Here is a 23690-nt window from a genome sequence, read left to right on the forward strand (position 1 = left end):
TGAGGTTAGCCCTGGTGTGAGCAGACCGGGCGACCTGCCCACGCCGACTACCGATCACACAGCTGGCCAAGGTGGAGCAGCGGATCGTCCAGGCTCCCCTGGCGAAACGACACCACGGGCGGCCGGATCCGCAGCCCCGCCCGTCTCCGCACAGCCCATCGGCTCGGTATTGCGGCGAAATGTCGGGGCTCCTACTCGTCGGGCTCGTCGCGATCGGAGTGGCGGTCTGTGGGGTCTGCTCGCCGCGCCCGGCACGCTCTGGTTAGTCCTGCTGTTCGCGGTGCCCTTCTACGCCATCGCCGCCGTGGCCTTCGGTTACACCGACCCGGTCTTCAACGCGCCGGTGCCGGAATGGGACCCCCGTTACTGGGACTTCACCGCGTTCACCGAGATCCTCACCCGGTCGGTCACCGGAGACCTGCGGCCCGTCTTCCTCCGCACGCTGCTCTACGTCGCCCTCGCCCTGGGGTTGTGCGTGGCCATCGGCTACCCGGTGGCCTACTACGTCGCCCGGCACGCCGGACGGCACCGGGCCCTGCTGCTCGGCCTGATCCTCGCGCCGTGGTGGGTGAACTACCTGACGCGCATGCTGGCCTGGCTGAACCTGCTCCAGGACGACGGCTACGTCAACGACCTGCTGCTGTTCACCCGGATCGTGGACGAACCCGTGCGCTGGTTGTCGGGCAACCCGGTGACGGTCGTGCTGGCGCTGGTCTACGGGTACATCCCGTTCTTCATCGTGCCGCTGTTCTCCACCCTCGACCGCATCGACCCCCTGTTACTGGAGGCGGCGCGCGACCTCGGCTGTTCGGGCCGGGGCGCGTTCTGGCACGTGACGCTTCCGCTGTCGCGGCCCGGGTTGCTGACCGCGTCGGCCATCACGGCGCTGCCGATGTTCGGCGACTACTACACGAACACCCTCGTATCGGGCTCGCCGACCACCACGATGATCGCCAACCAGATCGAGTTCTACCTGCTCGGCGGGACCCGGAAGGAACTCGGGGCGTCACTCGTGCTGCTGCTGTCGGCGCTGCTCATGGTGGTGATGGTGTACTACCTGATCTCCAGCCGCCGGGCCGAGGAGGAGGTGTCATGACGCGACGTCCTCAAGCCACCTGGCGGACAGATCAGCGGCGACGACATTCACCGAGCCTCCCGTGAAAACAAGCTCATGACCGCAACCCAATGGGTGCGGGAGAATCTCGTCGAGCATCAGGCTTCCGAGAACCGATTCCTCCGGGCCTTTCTTCCGAAGCCTGATGTCGAATGCCCTGACATCGGTGTAACTCACTTCCAGCCCGCTGTCGTGCTTCCACTCATTGGGGCCGAAGATGATGCGCAGATGAAGTCGGCCGTCGTCCCAGAGATGCGTGTCGACCAGGGTCAGGTCCTTGACGCAACGCACATTGTAGAAGTCGTAGTGGGCGGGATCCGAGGCGAACTCCCGGGCACCAGGAGGAAGATCCGCTTCGAGCCGGGGAAGTGCCTGAAGGTAGTCGACGGCACTCACCAGGAATCCATAGGGATCCGCCTGCCGCTCGACCTTGATGAATTTCACTGTTCGACACATCCCGTCTACCACTTGGCATCCGGCCGACCAGTCTTCCGCATGAATTCGATCGCCTTGTTCATGTCCTGCGCTCGAAACCCCGGCCCAGCCGGAGAGGAGATCTCATGAGACGGCGCCCGTGGGTGCTCGCGTCGGTGACGTGGGCGTATGTCGTGTGGTCGCTGGTGCCGATCCTGGTGGCGATCCAGTTCTCGTTCAACGACGGCCGCTCGCGCAGCACCTGGCAGGGCTTCTCCCTGCAGTGGTACTTCGGCTCGTCCGGTTCGGTGGCCGAAGACCCGTCGCTACGGCTGGCCCTGATCAACAGCCTGACGGTCGCCGGCCTCACGACGTTGATCGCCACCCCGCTCGGGGTCGCCACGGCCCTCGGCCTGGCCCGCTGGCGAGGCCGCACGGGCCGCGTCGTCGGCGGACTGACCCTGCTGCCGCTGGCCACCCCCGAGATCGTGATGGGCTCGGCCCTCTACCTGGTCTTCACCAACCTCTACCTGTTCGTGCCACTGGGCCAGCCGGCTCAGATCATCGGTCACGTGACGTTCTCCGTCTCGTACGTGGTCGTGATCGTCCGCTCCCGGCTGGCGTCGATCGGCACCGACTACGAGGAGGCAGCCCGCGACCTGGGCTGCGGTCGCCTGTCCGCCGTCCGGCTGATCCTGCTCCCCCTGCTGACCCCCGCGGTGTTCGCCGGCGCGATGATCGTCTTCGCATCGTCCATGGACGACTTCGTCATCTCGGCGTTCCTGTCCCCCGACGCGTCGTCGGTGACCGTCCCCATCAAGCTCTACAGCGCGGTACGAAACGCGCCGACCCCCGCACTGAACGCACTCGCGACGCTGCTGGTATTCGCTTCACTGGTGGCGTTGCTGCTGGGCTGGCTGGTGCAACGTCGAATGCCCCGGCAGGACGGCATCCCCGCTCACCTGCGCGGCCGGTAGGAAAGCGTGCGAGAGACCGGTTCTGTCCGGGACGACGATGAGGTCGTCGGGTTTCAGCCAGCCACCCGGCACGAATCGACGAAGCTGACCCGCCAGATATTCGCCGAATTCATGGTCGGGCGGCAGTCGGCGCCACTGAGCGAGAAGGCGGGCAGGAGCTTCGAGGATGTCGTCGCTGTCCTCCAGCTCGACGTAACGGTCGACGAGACGGGGCAGTTCGTCCCAGACTTCGTCGAACCGCCTCAGCGCGATCTTCGCGGCGACCGCATACTCCCAGGCCAGCAGGTAGCGCCACACCAGATCACGTTCAGCGAACCACGATTCGCTCATGCCGCCGAAATGGCCGATGGCCTCTTCGTGCATGCCGGCCGAATAGCAGAGCTCGATCACATGGAAACGCGCCCAGGGGTGACCCGGATCCCGGTCGAGGGTGTGCCGGAACTCCGCCATCGCCTCGCGACGGAGCGCGAAGCCGGTCGTCCACGACAGATAGAGGGCGAAACCACGAAGGTAGTGAGCCTCGGCATCATCCGAGCTGGATTCGAGCAGTTCTTCGGTCAGTTCCAGGGCGGCGCGCAACGTCGACGGCGAGCGGTCGTTCTCGGCCTCGCCGAGCGCGGCCAGCGCATGGTCGTGCAGCGACGCGAGGTCGGTTCCGTGCTCACGAAGCGGATCCATTCCCGTCTCCCCGTGCCGCCACATATTTGGTGAGGAGCGAGAAGCCTTCGTCCCCCCGCCCATCGGCCACCGCACGATCAGCGTAGCCGCGCGCCGCCCGCAACGCCCCCGTCTCCAGCCCCGCCGTCTCCGACGCCGCGATCACATGCGAAATCGCCGCCCGCGCCGACCGAATCGACGACGCCGTCCCCGGGTGCTCCCCCGACTCCAGGTTCGCGCCGCACTCGTCGATGAGCGACGGCAGGATCTCCCCGAGCCCCCGCAACATCGGAGTCAGCTCAGCAGCCGAGATCCCCTCGGAAGCGCCGAGCGCATAAGCGTGGACGACACCGGCGAGGGCGTTCCAGAACGCATCGAGCACCGCCACGTCGAAGGCCGCCGCGCGGCCGGGGTCGTCACCCAGATACATCGGCGTGGCAAGCACCGACAGCTCCGCCTCCCAGCGGGAGAAGAGCTCCCGAGGCCCGCTGTAGAAGATGAGACCCTGAGGCGTTCCGATGCCCGTGGTCGGGCAGGCCACGGCCCCTTCGAGGTAGGCGATGCCCTGATCGGCGGCCCAGGCGGCCATCTCCCTGGCCCGCCGGGGAGTGTCGGCCGTGAGGTTGACGAGAGTGCGCCCCTTCAGCGCCTCGGCGTCGAGGATCGCGGACACCGCGTCATAGTCGATCACCGACACGATGGTGAGCTCCCCAGCCGCCTCGGCCACCGTGACAGCCTCGACCGCGCCTTCGGGCGCCTTGCCCGCGGTGCGGTTCCACACCGTCGTGCGGTGACCCGCGGCGACATAAGCGCCAGCGAGCGCCCGCCCCATCGGACCCAGTCCGAGAATCGTGACAGGAGTCATGCCACGACCTTACAAACCGCCACCGACACTCCCAGCCGCAGTAACCCGCCCGGCGCACCCCCAGCTGAGCCGAACGAGACCGACAGCGCCAAAAGAAGGGAGCCCACTCCAGCTCAGGCCCGGTCATCCGGACCCGCCGCGCCGCTCCACCGACCGCGCGATGACCAGCCACGGGATCTCGCTCGCACCCTCCCGAATGCGGTCCACGCGTAACTACCGCTCCATCACGCTCAGGCGATCACGTGCCTGAACCCCACTGCTGAACACCTCGCTGGTGCTGTCTCCGATGCGGTCCCCCGTGTAACTCCCGCAGATACCGTTGGCCCCTCGCCACTCCATCGACCGCGCGATAAGCAGCCGCTGAATCTCACGCGTGCCCTGGCAGGTACCGTTCCGCAACGCTCAGGCATCACCTGCCTGACCCCCGCCACTCCATCGACCGCGCGATAAGCAGCCGCTGAATCTCACGCGTGCCTTGGCAGGTACCGCTCCGCAACGCTCAGGCATCACCTGCCTGACCCCCGCCGCTACAACAACCGCGCGACAAGGAGCCGCTGGATCCCGCTCGCGCCCTTCCGCAGATACCGATCCGCTACGGTCGGCCGACCACTTGTCTGCCGCCGCGCTGCTCCATCGACCGCGCGATATTCGGCCGTTGGATCCCGCTCGCGTCCTCCCGGCACAAACCGCTCCGCCGCGCTCAGGCGATCACCTGTCTGACCCCCCGCCGCTCCATCGACCGCGCGATGATCAATCGCTGGATCTCGCTCGTCCCCTCCCAGATACGATCCACCCGCAGCTCACGCAGATACCGTTCCGCCACGTTGGTCCGCATGTACCCCCTCCCCCCGAACGTCTGCACCGCCCGGTCGGCGCACCGCCACGCCGCCTCCGACGCGAACAGTTTCGCCAGCGACGCCTTCGCGTGCACGACCTTCCGGTCCACCCCCGCATCGGCCAGCGCCGCCACTTCGTACACCATCAACCGCGCCGCCGCCGCGTCAGCAGCCGAGTCGGCCAGCGGAAAGGCCACACCTTGGTGGTCGAGAAGCCGCGCCCCGCCTTGTTCGCGTTCGAGGGCCCAGCCCACGGCCTCCTCCAGCAGCCGCCCCATCGCCCCCACGCAGTGGGCCGCTATGCCCAGCCGTTCCTCGACGAACCAGTTCTGCTGCAACGCGTCGGCCCGCCCGAGCCCGCCGAGCACCGCCTCATCGCCGACCAGCACCCCGTTCAGGTGCAGGGTCGGATGCCCGTGCGGGAACGAGTGGGTGAACGGCGGATCGTCCAGGTATTCGACCCCGTCGGCCTCCGCGTCGACGAGGAACAACGTCGGCCCGTGTCCCTCGACCAGGGCCACCACGATGTGCACAGCCGCCACGTCACCGCTGGTCACGAACCATTTCTCGCCGTCGAGCCGCCACCGGCCGCCCACCCGCTCAGCCACGGTCGAGATGCCCGACGGATCGGAGCCTGCGTATTCTTCGGTCACCGCGTAGGAGACCCACCCCTCGCCGAGCAGGGCGGGCCGCAGGTAGCGGGCGATCTGGTCAGGCGTACCGGCGGACAGGACGTTGTAGGCGTCGGGGACCCACCACCACAAACCGTTCGTGTTGCGCCCGAACTGCTCGTGCACCACGACGTAGTCGGTCGCCGACCAGCCCTGGCCGCCGTGCTCCACGGAGTGCCGGCCGCCGTTGAGCCGGGCGGCCAAGGCCGCTTTCATGATTTCGCCCACGTCAGAGGAGGGCAGGCGCCCGCCGGCCCGTTCGGCCGACTCCTCCCGTGGAATCAGCACCTCGTCGACGAAGGCTTTCGCGCGGGCGCGCAACTCGATCTGTTCGTCCGACAGCCGTATCAGCGACATGTCGCTCTCCCCACGATCCCTGACTGGCGACCCAGTCAAATCGGGGAGCGATCACCCTGTCAAGCGGGGAACGACGACCGGTCGACGCCCACCTCGCGGGCCGCCGCGATCCGGGCGTGCTCCAGCAGGCGTTTGCGCGACATCGCGCCCGAATGGAGCGTGTAGCGCACCACGAGCCCGTCGAGCATGCCGTCGAGCCGCTCGGCGGCGCCCTGGGGGTCGTCGCAGGTGAACTCGCCGGCTTCCATGCCCTGGGAGATCACCTCGGAGAGGATCTCGATCCAGCCGCCTTCGAGTTCGAGCAGGATGTCGCGGACGTGGGGCTCGCGCACGCCCAGCGCCCACGCGTCGAGCCACAGGATCCAGCTCTGGTCGGACCGCGACGACGGGATGTAGAAGCGCAGCACGCGGTCGAGCCGCTGGATGGCGGTGCCGGGGCCGGCGATGATCTCCCGCAGCCGCCGGACCTCGCTCTCGGAGGTGGCCCGCAACATGGCGGTGATCAGGTCGTCTTTGGTGGCGAAGTGGTAGTGGATCAACCCGCCACTGACGTTGGTCGCTTTCGCGATGTCGGAGACCCGGGTGCTGGCGAGACCCCGTTCCAGCACCACACGCCGGGCGGCGTCCAGCAGTTCGGCCCGGCGCTGATCTGCCTGATCGGCCCGGCTGCTCCGGGCGCCCTCCGCGCTGCGCACCCGGCAACTCTACCCCAGCACCGCCTCGCGTTGACGACCCTCCTTGACTGCTGACTGGTTGACCAACCAGTGTTGGGAGGGTGAGACCCGCGCGCCTGCTCGCTCCCCGTTCGGTCGCCGTCGTCGGCGCTTCGACCCGCCCCGGCTCCTATGGGAACCAGGCGGTCGCCAACCTGGTCACCGCCGGTTTCCCGGGGGCCGTGTACGGGGTGCACCCCACCGCCCGAGAGGTGCACGGCGTGTCGTGCGTGCCCACGATCGGCGACCTGCCGATCGCCCCCGACGCGCTCGTGATCGCCACCCCTGCGGCCACCGTGCCGGGTCTTCTCCGGGAGGCGGGGGAACGAGGATGTGGCGGTGCGGTCGTACTCGCGGCCGGTTTCGCCGAGGTTCCCGGGGGCCGCCCCCTCCAGGACGACCTCCGCCGGATCGCCCTCGATCACGACCTGCCCGTCTGCGGCCCGAACGGGAACGGGATCGTCTCCGTGGTCGGCCGGGCCCCCATGTGGGGCGACGCCTACCTGCCCCGACGCCCCGGCCCGGTGGCGCTCGTCTCGCAGAGCGGCAACGTGGCGGTGAACGCGCTGCTCAGCAGGCGGGCGCTGCGCCTGCACACCGTGGTCTCCTGCGGCAACCAGGCGGTTCTCAACGCCTCCGACTACCTCGCCGCACTGGCCGAACTCGACGGGGTGCGCTCGGTCGCGCTCTACCTGGAGACCGAGGACCCCGGCCTGCCGAACGCCCTCGCCCTCGCCGCCGAACAGGGCATCCGGGTGGCCGTCCTGAAGGCGGGCGCCAGCGAGCGGGGCGCCGCCGCCACGTCCGCCCACACCGGCGCGGTCGCGGGCGACCACCGCGTCCTGAAGGCGCTGGTCGAAGAGGCGGGCGGCGCCTGGGCCCGCAACCCGCACGAGCTCCTGGAGCTGGCGAAGACCCTGAGCCATCGATCGGCACCCGGCGTGCGGGGAAGCGGGGTGCTGGTGGTGACGTGTTCGGGCGGGGACGCGGCCGTCGCCGCCGACGAGGCCGCCCGGCTCGGGATCCCGCTTCCGGCCCTCAACGCCGGCACGGTGGACAAGCTCAAGAGCCTGCTTCCCGGTACGGCCACCGCCGCCAACCCCCTCGACTACACCGCCGTCATCTTCGGCGAGACACGGAGGACGGCCGGCATCATCACCGCGGCGGGCGGCGACCCGGCGATCGGGGCCGTGCTCGCCTACTACGACCGTCCAGAAGAGATGGACGCCGAGCAGACCCACGCCTGGGACGCCGCCCTCGAAGGGATCACGGCCGCGGAGCTGGACGTCCCGCTCGTCGTCGCCGCCACGCTGCCCGAGCTGATGCCGGAGGCCACCGCCGAACACCTCACCGACCTGGGCGTGATCCCGGTCGCGGGCCTGACCGAGGGCCTGCTCTGCGCGAACGCCGTCACGGCCCGCCCCGATCCGGGCCGCCTGCGCAAGATCTCCGAGCAGGTTTCCCGCAGCCCCGGCCGCTGGCTCAGGGAGGTCGAGGGCAAGGCCCTGCTGAAGGCGCACGGCGTCGCCGTCCCGAAGGGCGCGGTGGCGGAGAACGCGGAGGACGCCGAGGCGCTCCGGAAGGAGCTGGGCACGGTGGTGGTCAAGGTGGACTCCCCCGACGTCCGCCACAAGGCCGCCGAGGGCGGCGTCATCCTCGGCGTCTCCACGCAGAAGGACCTCGAACGGGCGCTGCGGCAGATCCCCCCGCCCGTCCTGGTGGAGGAGATGGTGCCCCAGGGCGTGGAGATCATGATCTCCGTCAGGTACGACGCCGTCACGCCGGTCGTCGTCATCGCTCTTGGCGGGGCCTGTGTGGAGGTCTTCGACGACGCCGCCGTCATCCCGCTTCCCGTCACGGCCGAGCGGGTGGCGGGAGCCGTACAGAAACTGAGAGCCGCGAGGCTCATCCCGGACCTCAAGGCACTCGCCCGGACCGCCGTCGCGATCGCCGACATGACCCGTCGGGAAGGCTTCGCGCTGGTCGAGGTCAACCCCGTCATCCTGCGGGGCCGGACCGCGACGGCGGTCGACGCCGTCATCTGCCGAGGGCGCCCTGCAGGTCCATGACGTGGTCCTGCGTCTGCTGGAGCAGCGGGCGCAGCGCCTCGGCCACGTCGGGGAGGCCGAGGGCGATGGCCTGCTCGACCCGTTCGCGGTAGCGGACCAGCTGGGTCTCCTCCAGTTCCAGGTCCAGCCGGAGGGCGGCGGCGCCGTCGGGGGTGTCGGGGATGTGCGGGACCTTCACCGAGGGGACGCCGCCGAGGAAGTCGATCTGCTCCGCCAGCGCGCTGGCGTGTTCGAGTTCCTGCGACAGGTGGGCGCGCATCTCTTCGACGATGGGCTGGTATTCGGCGCCCTTGATGGTCGCCGCGTGCTGGGTGTACTGGACGATCGAGCGGTATTCGCTCTCGAGGTCCTCGTTCAGGAGCGCGATGAATGCCTGTTTGTCCATGCGGCTGCGGCTACCCCGCGTTCGCGTTCCGACACCACCCGGGCCAGGCCGCGCAGCTGGGCGATCGAGGTGCGCACGACGTCCACGCTGCTGTCGGGGTCGTCGACCCACCGCACCGGCACCTCGTGGACGCGCAGGCCGCGCCACTGGGCCTTGAGCAGCAGTTCGGTGTCGAAGAACCAGGCGTCGTCGGCCACGTGCGGGAGTAACTCGCGGGCGACCGGGGTGCGCAGCGCCTTGAAGCCGCACTGGGCGTCGGTGAAGCGCGCGCCGAGCGAGCGCAGCAGCCGGTTGTAGGTGCGGGAGATGAGCTCGCGGCGGGGGCCGCGGATCACCGAGGCGCCGGGGGCCAGGCGGCTGCCGACCGCGACGTCGCACTCGCCGGCCAGCAGCGGGGTGACGAGCGGCACGAAGGCGGCCAGATCGGTCGACAGGTCGACGTCCATGTACGCCACCACGTCGGCCTCGCTCCACGACCAGGCCTCCCGGAGGGCCAGGCCCCGGCCCTTGGACTCCAGGCGGATCGTCCGGACGTCGTCGAGGGAGCGGGCGATCGACCAGGTCGCGTCGGTGGAGCCGTTGTCGGCCACGGTCACCTGGGCCGGGAAGGGGCACTCCCGTTTGAGGAAGTCGAGCAGCGTGGACACGCTGGAGGCGAGCACCCGTTCCTCGTTGTAGACGGGCAGGACGATCTCGATCACGCGGCGGACCCGGGGAGCCGCACGGTCACGGTCGTGCCGCCCGACGGCCCGCTCACCAGGCTCACCTCGCCGTCGGCCGCCTTCACCGCCTGGGCGACGATGGCCAGGCCCAGGCCGGAGCCCGGCAGGCTGCGGGCGGCGGGCGAGCGCCAGAAGCGTTCGAAGACGTGCGGGAGCTCCTCGTCGGCGATGCCCGGCCCCTCGTCGCGGACGGTCAGTTCGCCGTCCCGCAAGCGGACGCTCACGGTGCCCCCCTCTGGGCTGAACTTGACCGCATTGTCCAGAATGTTAACGGCCGCGCGCTGCAACCCGCGCACGTCCCCGCTCACCCGCCACGGGGACAACTCCACGTCGAAGACCAGCCCCGGGCCGCGCCGCCGGGCCCGGTCGACGGCGGCGGCGACCACGTCCTGGAACTCCACGTCGCCGCGGGTGGAGGCGGTCTCCGCGTTCCGCGACAGTTCCAGCAGGTCGGCGATGAGGGAGGACATCTCCTCGAACTGCTCCTTGACGCTGACCAGCAGCAGGCGCTTGCTCTCGGCCTCCAGCGGCCGGCCGGTGTTCTCGCTGCGCAGCAGCAGGTCGATGTTGGTGCGCAGCGACGTCAGCGGGGTGCGCAGCTCGTGGCCGGCGTCGGAGACGAGCTGCCGCTGCCGGTCGCGCGAGGCGGCCAGCGCGGCGGTCATCGTGTTGAACGCGGCCCCCAGGCGGGCGATCTCGTCCTTGCCGTCGACCGGGATGCGCACCTCCAGGTCCTCGGTCCTGGCCACGTGCTCGACCGCGCCCGTCAGCGAGGCGACGGGACGCAGAGCGGTGCGGGCCAGGTAGAGGCCGGTGACGCAGGCGCCGAGCACCCCGACGGCGCAGACCCCCGCGAGCACCAGGCCGAGCACCCGCAACGAGGTGTCCATCTCGCGCGTCGACCGGAACACGGTCAGCGCGGTGCCGGGCTTGAACCACTCGGTGTAGGCGATGACGGGCGTGCGGTACTTGCCGCGCAGCACGCCGTCGCGCACCACCGGCCGCCCCTCGGCGGCGGTGAGCGCGAGTTCGGCGGGCAGCGGGTCGAGCGCCGAGGAGCCCTCCTGGCAGATCGACCCGTCTGACCTGACGAGCTGCCAGCCGCGCCCCGACGGGTCCCACGGCTGGTCGCGGTGGTCCTGCCCGCAGCGCGCCAGCGCCTGCGCGACCTGCACGTCGAGCACGGGGAACTGCTCCAGCGACTCCACCAGCTGGTCGCGCATCTGGTCGCGGACGATCAGCCAGCTCGCCCCGGCGCAGACCGCGATGGCCACCGCCACCGCCACCGCGATGACGAACGTGACGCGCCGCCGCAGGCTCACGACGCGGCCTTCAGCACGTAGCCGACCCCGCGCACGGTGTGGATCAGCCGGGGTTCCCCGTCGGCCTCGGTCTTGCGGCGCAGGTACATGACGTAGACGTCCAGGGAGTTGGACGACGGCTCGAAGTCGAAGCCCCACACCGCGCTGAGGATCTGCTCGCGGCTGAGCACCTGGCGGGGATGGGCCAGGAACAGCTCCAGCAGCAGGAACTCGGTCCGGGTCAGGTCGAGCTCGCGCCGCCCGCGCCGCACCTCCCGGGTGCCGGGGTTCATCCGCAGCCCCTCGAACGCCAGCTCGTCGCCGCCGGCGGAGGCCAGCGCGCTGCGCCGCAGCAGCGCCCTGACCCGGGCCAGCAGCTCGTCGAGCTCGAACGGCTTGACCAGGTAGTCGTCGGCCCCGGCGTCCAGGCCCGAGACGCGGTCGCCGACGGCGTCGCGGGCGGTCAGCATCAGGATCGGCACGTGGTCGCCGACCGCGCGCAGGCGGCGGCAGGTGGTGAGCCCGTCGAGGCGCGGCATCATGACGTCGAGCAGGACGGCGTCGTAGGGCTCGCGCTGGAGTTCGGCCAGCGCGGCCAGCCCGTCGGAAGCCACCCCGACCCGGTATCCCTCGAACTCCAGGCTGCGCCGCAGCGCCTCGCGCAGGGCGGGTTCGTCGTCGACGACCAGGAGCCGGGGTGTCTCGTCCGTCACGTTCACACGGTAACGACCACCTCTGAGAGGACCCTTAACGTCCCAGAACGGCCATCGCCGCGTTGTGGCCGGGGATGCCGCTCACCCCGCCGCCGCGCCGCGCGCCCGCGCCGCACAGCAGCAGCCGTTCGTGGACGGTCTCCACGCCCCAGCGGCCCTCTCCCTCGGCGTAGGGCCAGGACAGGTCCTGGTGGAAGATGTGGCCTCCGGGGAGGGCCGCGTCCTTCTCCAGGTCGAGGGGGGTCTTGGCCTCCAGGCAGCCGGGCAGCAGCACGTCCTCGATCGGCTCGGCCAGCACGGAGTCGATCGAGGCGAGGGTGCGGCGGACCGCCTCGTCCTTGGCCTCCGGGCGGCCGAACAGCCGGGCGGGCATGTGCAGGCCGAACAGCGTCATCGTCTGGGCGCCCGACCTGCGCAGGTCGGCGCCGAGGATCGACGGGTCGGTCAGCGAGTGGCAGTAGACCTCGGCGGGCGGCAGCGCGGGGATCTCCCCCGCCGACGCCTGCCGGAAGGCGGCGGCGAGCTGGTCGCGGCTCTCGTTGATGTGGAAGGTGCCGCTGAACGCCTCGCGCGGGTCGACCGAGCGGTCCTTCAGCCGGGGCAGCCGCTTCAGCACCATGTTGATCTTGAGCTGGGCGCCTTCGGGCCGCTCAGGGCTCTCCTCGCCGAGCAGCCGCGCGAGCGTGAAGGGCGGCAGGTTCGCGAGCACCTTCCCGCCGGTCACGGTGTGCTCGCCCTTCTCATCCCGGTACGTCACCTCGCCGGTCGCCGGGTCGATCGCGACCACCTCGGCGTCGAGCCGGATCTGCGCGCCCGCCTTGACGGCGATGTCGGCGAGCCCGCCCGTGACGGCGCCCATGCCGCCCACCGGGACGTTCCAGTCGCCCGTGCCGTCGCCGACGACGTGGTAGAGGAAACACCGGTTCGCCAGCAGGTCGGCGTCGGGGTCGGCGAACGTGCCGATCAGGGCGTCGGTCAGCACCACCCCGCGCACCACGTCGTCGGCGAACCGCTCGTTCACCACCTGGCCGATGGGCCGTTCGAACAGGTCGGTCCACGGCTCGCCCACGACCTCGCGCAGCCGCTCGCGCGGCATCAGCGGCTCGATCAGGGTGGGCGCGATCGCCGTCGCGGCGGCGGCCGTCATGGCGTAGAAGCGCCGCCAGGCGACGATCTCGTGGCCGCTGCCGGTGATGTTCGCGAACGAGGCGGCGGTGCGGTCGGCGTCGCCGCCGTCGACCAGCAGCCCGGCGTCGCCCACCGGCGTGTACGACGAGAAGCGCCGCCGCCGCAGGTCGAGCGGCAGCCCCAGGTCGGTCACGACCTTGGAGGGCAGCAGGCTGACGAGGTAGGAGTAGCGCGAGACCCGGGCCTCGACGCCCGGGAACGCCTGGGCCGAGACGGCCAGGCCGCCCACGTGGCCGAACTTCTCCAGCAGGAGCACGCTCCTGCCCGCGCGGGCGAGATAGGCGGCGGCGACCAGGCCGTTGTGGCCGGCCCCGCAGATGACGACGTCGAACATGGTGGGTTCCCCTCGATTCGCGGCCGGTGCGGAGACGCGAAGAGGGCTAGAGACCGGTCTGCCAATGGGGCTGCGGCGGGGACACCATGCCCGCACCCTACATTTATGAGTGCTCTGGGACCACCTGCGACGTATGGGGATATTTCAATGATCAAGCGTTCCGAGGAAGTGGCGACCGCGCTCGCGGAGGGCCGCCCGGTGGTGGCACTGGAGTCGACCATCATCTCCCACGGCCTGCCGCAGCCCAGGAACCTCGAAGTGGCCCGTGAGCTCGAAGGACTCGTCAGGGCGGGCGGCGCGGTCCCGGCCACGATCGCGGTGCTCGACGGCGTGCCGCGCGCCGGGCTGACCGACGAGGAGCTGGTGCGGGTCGCGACCGAGCCGGGGCTGCGCAAGCTCGGCTTCCGCGACCTGGCGCCGTGCGCGACGCTCAAGCTGAGCGGCGCGACGACGGTGTCGGCGACCTCGTTCCTGGCCGCGCGGGCGGGCCTGCGGGTGTTCGCCACCGGCGGCCTCGGCGGCGTGCACCGCGGCTACACCTCGGTGCAGGACGAATCGGCCGACATCGACACGCTCAGCCGCACCCGCATCACCGTCGTCTGCGCCGGCGTGAAGTCGATCCTCGACGTGCCCGCCACCCTGCAGCGCCTGGAGACCCGCCAGGTCACCGTGGTCGGCTACCGAACCGACGCCTTCCCCGGCTTCTACCTGCACACCTCCGGCGAGCCGGTCGACTGGCGCATCGAGTCGCCGCAGGAGGCGGCCGGCATCATGCGCGCCCAGGACGCCCTCGGCGGCCCCGAGACCGCCCTGATCGTCGCCAACCCCGTCCCCGAGGACGAGCAGCTCGACCCGGCGCTGCACGACCGCGTCCTGGCCGAGGCCCTCGCGGCCGCCGAGACCAGCGGAGTGACAGGTCAGGCCATCACCCCCTACTTGCTGGAATACCTGGTCGAGGCCACCCAAGGCGCCTCACTTGCGGCCAACCTCGCGGCAGTACGCGGAAACACCCGCCTCGCGGCGGAAATCGCGTCATCCTGGACGCCGGAGAATTGAGGGACATGAGGGGGCTCTTGGTGATCGGCGATGTCGTGACCGACGTCGTCGCGCTCCGTGCGGAGCCGGTGGCCACGGGCACCGACACCGAGGCCGACATCACGCTGCGGCCGGGCGGCTCGGGCGCCAACACCGCCGCGTGGGCCGCCCACCTGGGCGGCGACGCCCGGTTGCTGGCCCGCGTCGGCGCCGACACGGCCGCGTGGCACCTGAACGCGCTGGGCGGCGTCAAAACGCATGTGACCGTCGACCCCGCCCGCCCGACCGCCGTCGTCATCGCCATGGTCGACGACGCGGGCGAGCGGTCGTTCCTCACCAACCGGGGCGCGGCGCGGCACCTGGGCCCCGGCGACTGGACCGGCGCGCTGCTCGACGGCGTCGGCTGCCTCCACCTGTCCGGCTACCTCATGTGGACGCCCGAGGGACTGGAACTGGCCCGCATCGCCATGCGGGCCGCGAAGGACCTCCCCTGGGACGTCACCGTCAGCGTCGACCCCGCCTCGACCCGGTTCCTGCACGAGTTCGGGACCGAACGTTTCGTGGAGGAGACGCGGGCGGCCGACGTGATCATCCCCAACCGCGACGAGGCGCTCGCCCTGACGGGAGCCGCGGAGCCGGAGCGGGCGGCCGAACTCCTCGGCGACATCTACGGAACCGCCGTCGTGAAGCTCGGCCCGGCGGGCGCGCTTCTCGCCCAAGACGGGCGTATCGTTGCTCGGGCCGGTGCCGTCACGGCGGGGCCGGCCGACCGCGTCGTCGACTCCACGGGCGCGGGAGACGCGTTCGCGGCCGGGTTCCTCACGGCACGACTCGCGGGTTCCACCCGTTCCGAATGTCTCGAAGCGGGCTGCCGCGCAGGCCGGCGGGCCGTTGGGCTTGTCGGCGGCCGTCCTCCGGCCGTCAAGAACGCAACAGAGCTTTACCCTATTGACACCAATTGATAGCTTGCGGCGTAAGCTGCACCATTAGCAACAAGCGTCACTCTCGGGAGGGTGCGGTCAAACCGATGGACGCCGAGTCAACGATCTGCCTGAGCGATCTGGTTCCCGCTCTTCGCTGGAGCCGCCCCCAGCAGGTGGCCGAGGTGCTGGGAGATCCACGCCTCCCCGGCGGCTGGTGGGGCTCCGTCGCACTGGGCCGTGCCCTCGGCACGACCGGAGTTGACTGGGTCTGCGAGCGGCTCGCCCGGCTCGCCGTGACCCATCTCGACCATCTGCCGCTGACCGACTTCATGCCGGCCGTGCAGGTGCACACGGTCGACCGTCAGCTGCCCGGCTGGCCCGACCCCGTCCGCTCGGTGATCATCGGGCTCGGGGGCTGGCAGCGCCTGCGCCGCCTCACCGCGGGCGACCTCGACACCCCGGCCGCGGCGGCGACGCCCGAAGTGGTGCTGACGGCGGTGTTCAAGGAGATCTTCGCGCACATCCGCATCGAGATCACGGCCGAGACCGCCGCCCCGGCGGCCGCCGCGCAGGCGCCGGCCCCGGTGCAGCAGCCGGTCCAGCAGCCCGTGCAGCCGGCCAAGTCGGTCCCGCTGTCGGCCCCGGTGCCGGCGGTCGAGGAGACCGGCATGATGGCCGCGATCCCGGCCATCGCCGCGCGCGGGCAGGTCAACGGCGCGAAACCGGCCGTCAACGGCGCCCCCGTGGCCCCGGCCGCGGCCAAGGAGCCCGACAAGCCCGCCCCGCTCAACACGGCCGAGCACCCGATGGTCGGCCTGGTCGAGCACCTGTTCCGCGAGTGGAACCAGCTGGAGCGCGCGGTCGCCGCGCAGCGCCTGTTCGCCGCCGAGCCGATCAGCCTCCGCACCCTCGCCCACGAGCTCAACGTCGACCGCGAGCTGCTGTCGCAGGCCCAGCGCACCGCCGAGGAGCGGGTGCTGATGTGGCTGCGCTCGCCCGACTCCGCCGCCCTGACGGGTCACCTGTTCGGCCTCACCGAGTGGCTCGGCACCGCCGCCACCCAGGAGCAGCTGATCGGCGCCGACCCGTCCCACCCGATCGAGGTCCCGGCGCTGCGCACGCCCCTGTGGCGTGTCCTGGTGACGCTCATGCCCGACCGCCGGCTGCAGGACGGCTGGCTCGTCGTGGGCGACCTGGGCGGCCTGCGCGACCGCACCCGCCAGCTGCTGTCGGCCCACCCGGCCGACGCCGACGTGATCGAACTGCTCGGCCAGCTCGGCATCCGTTCCCACTCCGCCAAGGCCTGGATGGAAGCCCTGCCGAAAACTCCCGCGAACGCGACGTCCCCCCTCAACGGCGGCGCCCCGGTGGGCGACGCCCCGCTGCCGCGCCGCACCCCCGGCGCCAACGGCCACCCGGCCCGCCCGGCGGGCGTGCCGATACCGAAGATGGCCCACAGCGGCCCCGACCCGGCGACCGCGCTGGCCGCGCTCAACGCCCTCACGGGCGGCGCGCCGCGCCCGCACCTGGTGCCCAGCCCCCGCAGCACGCCGAGCCCGGCGTCCGACCCGCGCCGCTGGCAGCGCATCGACGTCACCAGCGGGCACCTGCGCGGCGAGCCGGTGGCGGTGCCCGAGAACTACGCGGCCCAGCTCGGCATGCGTCCCGGCACCCTGTTGTCGGTGACCGGCCCCGGCGACAACGCCGTGGTGCTGGTGTGGCGCGACCGGCAGCCGGTCTTCGACTCGCTGCAGCCGGTGCTGATGCGGTTGAACGCGCGACCGGGCGACTCGGTCTACGTGACCGTCGACGGATATCGGCTCGACGCCCAGCTGACGTCGTGAGCGCCTCCGCCCTAAGGATTCTTGGGGCGGAGCAGCTTGCGGTAGTAGGTGGCCGACACCTCGTAGCCGGTCGCCTTGTAGAACTCGGCCGCGCGGCGCGTGGCCAGCGCGACGTAGCCCGCGTCGCGGCTGCGCGCCCAGAGCTCGAACTCGGCGAGCAGGTGGCGGCCGAGGCCGTGGCGGCGGAAGCCGCTCTCGATGATCGCCTCCTCCACCCAGGCGACCCGGCCGTTGGCGAACAGGGTCAGGTGGGTGAAGCCCAGCAGGTAGCCCCGGACCACGCCGTCGACGGTGGCCACGAGGAGGAGCGCCTCCTCGTTCTCGAGCAGCTCGGGGAAGGCGGCGTCGAAGGCGGCCCGTTCTGGTCGGAACGACACGGCGAATTCGCGAGCCAACGCGAAGATCTGCTCCGCGTCGGTCTTCTCTGCTCTGCGAAGCTGGAGATCACCGGACGTCATGAGGCGACTCTAGGATCCGTCCGACCTGCGCGTCCATCACCGGGATGCGGTCGGACGGCTACGGAGTCCGTCCGAAACGCCCGGCTTAAAGGAAGTTTAAGCAGGTGGGAAGTGGTACGTCCGGCCACGTACCACTGGTGGTAATGGTGCCAAACTTTCGGACTTATCCGAGGAGGATCTGGTCGCCCTCGACCTTGATCGGGACCTCGGGGAGCGGCGACTTGGCGGGGCCGCCCTGGACCGATCCGTCGGCGATCGAGAACTGCGAGTTGTGGCACGGGCACACGATCTTGCCCGCGTCGACGCTCTTGACCTTGCAGCCCTGGTGGGTGCAGACCGGGCTGAAGGCCTTGTACGTGCCGGCCTCCGGCTGCGTCACCACGGCCTGCTCGGTGATCACGCCGCCGCCGACCGGCACGTCGGCCGTCGCGGCGAGCGCGGCGCCGCCGGCCGCGGGGGCGTCGGTCGCGGCCGGGGGCGCGCTGTCGGCGGGAGCCGGTTCGGCGCTGGTGGGGGCCTGCTCTCCCGAACACGCCGCGACCGCGACGCCGACCCCGGCCAGGGTGGCCGTGCCGATGGCGCGACGACGAGTGACGTTCAGGTCCACTGTGATGCCCTTCATCTCGGTTACGGGGGTTGTCTCGTACACAGACAACCAGCAGCCGGGAGCGGACCCGCACGCTTGATCGGGTTTCTAAGGATTAATTAATCGTGGTCAGAGCCCTCCGAGGCCCAGTTCACGGGCGATGAGGAGCCGCTGGATCTCGCTCGTGCCCTCACCGATCTCCAGAATCTTGGCGTCGCGGTAGAAGCGGCCGACGGGGTATTCGTTCATGAAGCCGTAGCCGCCGAAGATCTGGGTGGCGTCGCGGGAGTTGTCCATCGCGGCGTTCGAGGCGACCAGCTTGGCGATGGCGGCCTCCTTCTTGAACGGCAGGCCGCGCAGCATCCGGTCGGCCGCGTGGTAGTAGGCCAGGCGGGCGGTGTGGGCGCGGACCTCCATGTCGGCGACCTTGAACTGCATCGCCTGGTAGTGGCCGATGGGGTGGCCGAAGGCGTGCCGCTCGGCGACGTACCGGACCGACTCGTCGACGCAGCCCTGGGCCAGGCCGACCGACAGGGCCGCGATGGCGATGCGGCCCTCGTCCAAGGTCTGGAGGAACTGGGCGTAGCCCCGGCCGCGCTGCCCCAGGAGGTTGGCCGCCGGGACCCGGCAGTCGGTGAACGACAACTCCCGGGTGTCGCTGGAGGACCAGCCGACCTTCGAGTACTTCTCCGACACCCGCAGGCCCGGGGTGCCCGCCGGGACGATGATCGTGGAGATCTCGGGCTTGCCGCCCTCACGCCGCCCGGTGATGGCGGCGACCCCGATGAAGCCGGTGATGGAGGTGCCGGAGTTGGTGATGAACGCCTTCGACCCGTTGATCACCCACTCGCCGCCGTCGAGGACGGCGGTGGTCCGCATGCCGCCGGGGACGTCGGAGCCGCCGCCGGGCTCGGTCAGCCCGAACGCGCCCAGCAGCTCGCCGGCCGCCAGCTTCGGCAGCCATTCGTCCTTCTGCTCGGGGGTGCCGAAGCGGTGCAGCGGCATCGCGCCCAGCGAGACCGCCGCCTCCAGGGTGATCGCGACGCTGGAGTCGACCCGCGCGAGCTCCTCCAGCGCCAGGCACAGGGCGAAGTAGTCGCCGCCCATGCCGCCGTGCTCCTCGGGGATGGGCAGGCCGAACAGGCCCATCGCGCCCATCTTGCGGACGATGTCGTAGGGGAACTCGCCCTTCTCGTAGAGGTCGCCGATGACCGGGGCGACCTCGTCGCGGGCGAACGCCTCGACGGTCTTGCGCAGGTCTTCGTGGTCTTCGGAGAGCATGCTCACTCCTTCGTGAGGGCGCGGACCACCGCGCTGGGGCTGGGGCGGCCGAGCTTCCCGGCGAGCCAGTGGCTGGTGGCGGCCAGCTGGTGGAGGTCGACGCCGTGACGCACGCCGAGGCCGTCGAGGAGCCAGATCAGGTCTTCGGTGGCGAGGTTGCCGGTGGCCGACTTGGCGTAGGGGCAGCCGCCGATGCCGCCGGCGCTGGCGTCGATCACGGTGATGCCGTGGCGCAGCGCCTCGACGACGTTGGCCAGGGCCTGGCCGTAGGTGTCGTGGAAGTGGACCGCGAGCGGCCGCTCCCGGGGGAAGGCGTCGAGCAGCGCGCCGACGTGCCCGGCGGTGGCGACGCCGATCGTGTCGCCGAGGGACAACTCGGCGCAGCCGAGGTCGAGCAGCCGGCTGCCGACGTCGACGACCTGGCCGATCGGCACCGGCCCCTCCCACGGGTCGCCGAAGCACATCGACACGTAGGCGCGGACCGTGAGCCCGTTCTCGCGCGCCCGCCGCACCACCGGGGCGAACATGTCGAACTGGGTCTTCAGCGACCGGTTGAGGTTGCGCTGCGCGAAGGTCTCGGTCGCGCTGCCGAAGATCGCGATCTCGGTGCAGCCCAGTTCGAGCGCGCGGTCGAGCCCGCGCTCGTTCGGCACCAGCACCGGGTAACGCACCTGGTCTCTCCGGTGGACGGCCTTCAGCAGTTCCTCGGCGTCGGCGAGCTGCGGCACCCATTTGGGGTGGACGAAGCTGGTCGCCTCGATGACCTTCAGGCCCGCCGCGCCGAGCCGGGTGACGAACTCGGCCTTGACCTCGACCGGCACGATCGCCTGCTCGTTCTGCAGCCCGTCGCGCGGCCCGACCTCGTAGATCGTGACCTCGTCGGGCAGATTCTCGATCTTGTACGTCATCGCGGCGCCTCCACGATCGCGAGCATCTCGTCGAGGGACACCTGCTGCCCGGCCCGCACCTGGAGGCTGACGGTCCCGCCGATGGGCGCGGTGACGGTGTGCTCCATCTTCATGGCCTCCACGATCAGCAGCGGCTGCCCTACGCTCACCTGCTCCCCCTGCCCCGCCTTCACGACCAGAACGGTGCCCGGCATGGGGCTGCGCACCGCGCCGTCACCCGCCTGCGCGGCGGCCGACCGCTCCTCGATGGGCTCGTGCTTCGTGATCCGGTACGTCCGCCCGTCGGCGTGCAGCCACAGGACGTCGCCGTCGCGGGCGGTGGTGAACCGCCGGGTCACCCCGTCGTCTTCGGGCGCTTCGACGATCTCCCCGCCGACCTCCAGCAGCGCGACCGCCGGCCGGTGCCGGCCCAGCCGCCAGCCGTCGGGGATGTCCCACGGGTCGTCGGAGGCCGGCTGCGGCGCGAAGACGCGGGCGGCCTCCGCCAGGACGTATCCGGGTGTGGGCGGTTCGGCGGGGTCGAGTTCGCGTTCGACGAGCCCGGTGTCGAGGTGGCCCCGCCTGACCCGGTCGTTGCGCAGGAGCGTCTGGAGGAAGCCCAGGTTGGTGGTCACGCCGAGGACGACCGTGCCTCTCAGCGCGGTCTCCAGCCGGGTCAGCGCCTCGGCACGGGTGGGGGCCCAGGCGACGGCCTTGGCGAGCATCGGGTCGTAGCCGGTGCCGACCACCACGCCCTCGGCGACGCCCGAGTCGAACCGGATGCCAGGCGGTTCGTAGCGGAGGATCCGGCCCGTGCTCGGGAGGAAACCCCGGGCCGGGTCTTCGGCGTAGACGCGGGCCTCGACGGCGTGCCCGTCGAGGCGCACGTCGTCCTGGGTCAGCGGCAGGGGCTCCCCCGCCGCGACCCGGAGCTGGAGTTCGACCAGATCGAGGCCGGTGACGAGTTCGGTCACCGGGTGTTCGACCTGGAGGCGGGTGTTCATCTCCATGAAGAAGAACTCGCCGGTCGTGCCGTGGACGATGAACTCGATGGTGCCCGCGTTGACGTAGCCGACACTGCGCGCCGCCTCGACGGCCGCCGCGCCCATCTTGGCGCGGGTGGCCTCGTCGAGCAGCGGCGAGGGTGCCTCCTCGACGATCTTCTGGTGCCGGCGCTGCAGGCTGCACTCGCGTTCGCCCAGGTGGACGATGTTGCCGTGCCCGTCGGCCAATACCTGGATCTCGATGTGGCGGGGGCTCTCGACGTACCGCTCGATGAGAAGGGTGTCGTCGCCGAAGGCGGCCAGCGCGGTGCGCGCGGCCGAGGCCAGGGCCTCGGGCAGCTCCTCCTCGGCGCGCACCAGCACCATGCCCTTGCCGCCGCCCCCGGCCGACGGCTTGATCAGCGCGGGGAAGTCGCGGAAGCTCTCCAGGTCGCTCGACGCGCCCGGCACGACCGGGACGCCCGCGGCGGCGACCGTCTCCTTGGCACGGATCTTGTCGCCCATGGCCTCGATCGCGGCGGCGGGCGGGCCGACGAACACGATGCCGTGGTCGGCGCACAGCTGGGAGAACCGCGTGTTCTCCGACAGGAAGCCGTAGCCGGGGTGGACGGCCTGGGCCCCGGTCCTGCGCGCCGCCTCGACCACCTCGGCGGCGTCGAGATAGCTGCCGATCAGCACCGACAGGTCGGCCTCGTCGGTGTGGGCGGTGTCGCCCTCGGTGTGGACGGCGACCGACCGGATGCCGAGACGGCGCAGCGTCGCGAAGACGCGGATCGCGATCTCGCCCCGGTTGGCGACCAGAACGGTGTCGAACATGGGCCTCACATCCGGAAGACGCCGTAGCCGACCGGCTCCAGCGGCGCGTTCGCGCAGGCCCCGAGGGCCAGGCCGAGGACGGTCCGGGTGTCGGCGGGGTCGATGACGCCGTCGTCCCACAGGCGCGCGGTCGAGTAGTAGGGGTTGCCCTGCGCTTCGTACTGGGCCCGGATCGCCTCCGGATCGGCGTCGCCGACCATCGACAACACGGTCGCGGCCTGCTCGCCGCCCATGACCGAGATGCGGGCGTTCGGCCACATCCACAGGAAACGCGGCGAGTAGGCCCGCCCGGCCATCGCGTAGTTGCCGGCCCCGAACGACCCGCCGACCACCACGGTCAGCTTCGGCACCCGCGCGCAGGCCACGGCGGTGACCATCTTCGCGCCGTGCTTGGCGATGCCGCCCTGCTCGTAAACCTTGCCGACCATGAACCCGCTGATGTTCTGCAGGAACACGAGCGGGATCTCGCGCCGGTCGCAGAGCTCGATGAAGTGGGCGCCCTTCAGCGCCGACTCGGCGAACAGGATGCCGTTGTTGGCGACGATCCCCACCGGATGCCCGTGGATGCGGGCGAACCCGGTCACGAGGGTCGGGCCGTACTCCTGCTTGAACTCCAGGAACCGGCTGCCGTCGGCGATGCGGGCGATGACCTCGCGCACGTCATAAGGGGTGCGCGAGTCGGGCGGCACGAGGCCGTAGAGCTCGCGGGCGTCGTACTTCGGGGCCTCGGTCTCGGTGCGTTGCCACGCCTTCGCCGCCGGGGCGAAGGTCGCCACGATGTCGCGGACGATGCGCAGCGCGTGGGCGTCGTCGTCGGCCAGGTGGTCGGTGACCCCGCTGATCCGCGAGTGCACCTCTCCCCCGCCCAGCTCCTCGGCGGTGACCTCCTCGCCGGTGGCGGCCTTCACCAGGGGCGGCCCGCCGAGGAAGATCGTGCCCTGGTTCCGGACGATCACCGCCTCGTCGCTCATCGCCGGGACGTAGGCGCCGCCGGCCGTACACGACCCGAGCACCGCCGCGACCTGCGGGATGCCCTTCGCGGACATGGTCGCCTGGTTGTAGAAGATCCGGCCGAAGTGCTCGCGGTCGGGGAAGACCTCGTCCTGCTTGGGGAGGAACGCGCCGCCGGAGTCGACCAGGTAGACGCACGGCAGCCGGTTGTCGAGGGCGACCTCCTGGGCCCGCAGGTGCTTCTTGACCGTCATCGGGTAGTAGGTGCCGCCCTTGACGGTCGCGTCGTTGGCGACGACCACCACCTCACGGCCGCTGACCCGGCCGACGCCGGTGATGATCCCGGCCGCCGGGGCGTCGTCGCCGTAGAGCCCCGTCGCCGCCAGCGGCGACAGCTCCAGGAACCGCGCGCCCGGGTCGAGCAGCGTGTCGACCCGGTCTCTGGGCAGCAGCTTGCCGCGCTCGACGTGCCGGATCCGCGACCGCTCGGGCCCGCCCTTCGCGGCCGTGTCGAGCCGCTCGCGCAACTCGGCGACGAGCCGCTCGTTGACCTCGGCGTTCTTCTTGTACGGCACCCCGCCCGGATCAC

General features: G+C 71.0%; 22 protein-coding genes. 6 read left to right on the plus strand and 16 right to left on the minus strand.

Annotated features, from left to right (window positions below):
- Positions 1-280: 280 nt before the first annotated feature.
- Positions 281-1096: an ABC transporter permease gene (locus AW274_RS41025; protein WP_062429100.1), complete on the plus strand. Its 816-nt coding sequence runs from the start codon at positions 281-283 to the stop codon at positions 1094-1096.
- Here the strand turns inward: AW274_RS41025 and AW274_RS03025 are convergent.
- Positions 1091-1558, minus strand: coding sequence for a hypothetical protein (locus AW274_RS03025; protein ID WP_062429102.1), 468 nt, complete (start codon positions 1556-1558; stop codon positions 1091-1093). The two genes, AW274_RS41025 and AW274_RS03025, sit on opposite strands and share 6 nt — an antisense overlap.
- Positions 1559-1674: 116 nt before the next feature.
- Between AW274_RS03025 and AW274_RS03030 the strand changes: the two genes are divergently transcribed.
- Positions 1675-2505 carry an ABC transporter permease gene (locus AW274_RS03030; RefSeq protein WP_062429104.1) on the plus strand — a complete coding sequence of 277 codons (831 nt, stop codon included), beginning with the start codon at positions 1675-1677 and terminating at the stop codon, positions 2503-2505.
- Here the strand turns inward: AW274_RS03030 and AW274_RS03035 are convergent.
- The 4 genes from AW274_RS03035 to AW274_RS03050 all read right to left on the minus strand — a co-directional run bounded on the left by AW274_RS03035 (position 2419) and on the right by AW274_RS03050 (position 6586).
- Positions 2419-3183: a tetratricopeptide repeat protein gene (locus AW274_RS03035; protein ID WP_157519741.1), complete on the minus strand. Its 765-nt coding sequence runs from the start codon at positions 3181-3183 to the stop codon at positions 2419-2421. The genes AW274_RS03030 and AW274_RS03035 overlap by 87 nt on opposite strands.
- On the minus strand, positions 3167-4027 hold the full coding sequence (locus tag AW274_RS03040) for an NAD(P)-dependent oxidoreductase (RefSeq protein WP_062429107.1): 861 nt from the start codon (positions 4025-4027) through the stop codon (positions 3167-3169). Before AW274_RS03040 ends, AW274_RS03035 begins: the two co-directional genes overlap by 17 nt.
- A gap of 700 nt (positions 4028-4727) precedes the next feature.
- Positions 4728-5891: an acyl-CoA dehydrogenase family protein gene (locus AW274_RS03045; protein ID WP_062429109.1), complete on the minus strand. Its 1164-nt coding sequence runs from the start codon at positions 5889-5891 to the stop codon at positions 4728-4730.
- 59 nt (positions 5892-5950) lie between these two features.
- Positions 5951-6586 carry a TetR/AcrR family transcriptional regulator gene (locus tag AW274_RS03050; RefSeq protein WP_062429112.1) on the minus strand — a complete coding sequence of 212 codons (636 nt, stop codon included), beginning with the start codon at positions 6584-6586 and terminating at the stop codon, positions 5951-5953.
- 80 nt (positions 6587-6666) lie between these two features.
- Between AW274_RS03050 and AW274_RS03055 the strand changes: the two genes are divergently transcribed.
- Positions 6667-8673: an acetate--CoA ligase family protein gene (locus AW274_RS03055; RefSeq protein WP_062429114.1), complete on the plus strand. Its 2007-nt coding sequence runs from the start codon at positions 6667-6669 to the stop codon at positions 8671-8673.
- Here AW274_RS03055 and AW274_RS03060 read toward each other — a convergent pair.
- From AW274_RS03060 to AW274_RS03080, 5 genes are read right to left on the minus strand one after another with little or no spacing between them, the layout of a single operon-like run.
- On the minus strand, positions 8642-9058 hold the full coding sequence (locus AW274_RS03060) for a ferritin-like domain-containing protein (RefSeq protein ID WP_062333619.1): 417 nt from the start codon (positions 9056-9058) through the stop codon (positions 8642-8644). The genes AW274_RS03055 and AW274_RS03060 overlap by 32 nt on opposite strands.
- Positions 9028-9759 carry a dolichyl-phosphate beta-glucosyltransferase gene (locus AW274_RS03065; protein WP_062429116.1) on the minus strand — a complete coding sequence of 244 codons (732 nt, stop codon included), beginning with the start codon at positions 9757-9759 and terminating at the stop codon, positions 9028-9030. Before AW274_RS03065 ends, AW274_RS03060 begins: the two co-directional genes overlap by 31 nt.
- Positions 9756-11102 carry a sensor histidine kinase gene (locus tag AW274_RS03070; protein WP_062429118.1) on the minus strand — a complete coding sequence of 449 codons (1347 nt, stop codon included), beginning with the start codon at positions 11100-11102 and terminating at the stop codon, positions 9756-9758. The genes AW274_RS03065 and AW274_RS03070 overlap by 4 nt, the downstream gene beginning before the upstream one ends.
- Complete coding sequence (locus tag AW274_RS03075) at positions 11099-11794, minus strand: response regulator transcription factor (protein ID WP_198168993.1); 696 nt, start codon at positions 11792-11794, stop codon at positions 11099-11101. Before AW274_RS03075 ends, AW274_RS03070 begins: the two co-directional genes overlap by 4 nt.
- A gap of 34 nt (positions 11795-11828) precedes the next feature.
- Complete coding sequence (locus AW274_RS03080) at positions 11829-13316, minus strand: phytoene desaturase family protein (RefSeq protein ID WP_062429122.1); 1488 nt, start codon at positions 13314-13316, stop codon at positions 11829-11831.
- A 147-nt stretch (positions 13317-13463) separates the two neighbouring features.
- Between AW274_RS03080 and AW274_RS03085 the strand changes: the two genes are divergently transcribed.
- The 3 genes from AW274_RS03085 to AW274_RS03095 all read left to right on the plus strand — a co-directional run bounded on the left by AW274_RS03085 (position 13464) and on the right by AW274_RS03095 (position 17118).
- Positions 13464-14372, plus strand: a complete 909-nt coding sequence (locus AW274_RS03085) for a pseudouridine-5'-phosphate glycosidase (RefSeq protein WP_157519742.1) — start codon at positions 13464-13466, stop codon at positions 14370-14372.
- Between the two features lie 5 nt (positions 14373-14377).
- A complete protein-coding gene (locus AW274_RS03090) occupies positions 14378-15313 on the plus strand; it encodes a carbohydrate kinase family protein (RefSeq protein WP_062429126.1) in 936 nt (311 codons plus the stop codon).
- Between the two features lie 65 nt (positions 15314-15378).
- On the plus strand, positions 15379-17118 hold the full coding sequence (locus AW274_RS03095) for a hypothetical protein (RefSeq protein WP_157519743.1): 1740 nt from the start codon (positions 15379-15381) through the stop codon (positions 17116-17118).
- An 11-nt stretch (positions 17119-17129) separates the two neighbouring features.
- On the opposite strand, the gene AW274_RS03100 is transcribed toward AW274_RS03095, so the two are convergent.
- The 6 genes from AW274_RS03100 to AW274_RS03125 all read right to left on the minus strand — a co-directional run bounded on the left by AW274_RS03100 (position 17130) and on the right by AW274_RS03125 (position 23676).
- A complete protein-coding gene (locus tag AW274_RS03100; RefSeq protein ID WP_062333678.1) occupies positions 17130-17576 on the minus strand; it encodes a GNAT family N-acetyltransferase in 447 nt (148 codons plus the stop codon).
- Between the two features lie 163 nt (positions 17577-17739).
- A complete protein-coding gene (locus AW274_RS03105) occupies positions 17740-18198 on the minus strand; it encodes a Rieske (2Fe-2S) protein (RefSeq protein WP_062429131.1) in 459 nt (152 codons plus the stop codon).
- A gap of 93 nt (positions 18199-18291) precedes the next feature.
- Positions 18292-19443, minus strand: a complete 1152-nt coding sequence (locus AW274_RS03110; protein WP_062429133.1) for an acyl-CoA dehydrogenase family protein — start codon at positions 19441-19443, stop codon at positions 18292-18294.
- 2 nt (positions 19444-19445) lie between these two features.
- Entirely contained in the window at positions 19446-20351 is a 906-nt protein-coding gene (locus tag AW274_RS03115) for a hydroxymethylglutaryl-CoA lyase (RefSeq protein ID WP_062429135.1), read from the minus strand.
- Complete coding sequence (locus AW274_RS03120; RefSeq protein WP_062429137.1) at positions 20348-22150, minus strand: acetyl/propionyl/methylcrotonyl-CoA carboxylase subunit alpha; 1803 nt, start codon at positions 22148-22150, stop codon at positions 20348-20350. The genes AW274_RS03115 and AW274_RS03120 overlap by 4 nt, the downstream gene beginning before the upstream one ends.
- Positions 22151-22155: 5 nt before the next feature.
- A complete protein-coding gene (locus AW274_RS03125) occupies positions 22156-23676 on the minus strand; it encodes a carboxyl transferase domain-containing protein (protein WP_232320006.1) in 1521 nt (506 codons plus the stop codon).
- Between the last annotated feature and the right edge of the window lie 14 nt (positions 23677-23690).

The sequence above is a fragment of the Herbidospora daliensis genome, from assembly GCF_001570585.1.
Lineage (GTDB): Bacteria > Actinomycetota > Actinomycetes > Streptosporangiales > Streptosporangiaceae > Herbidospora > Herbidospora daliensis.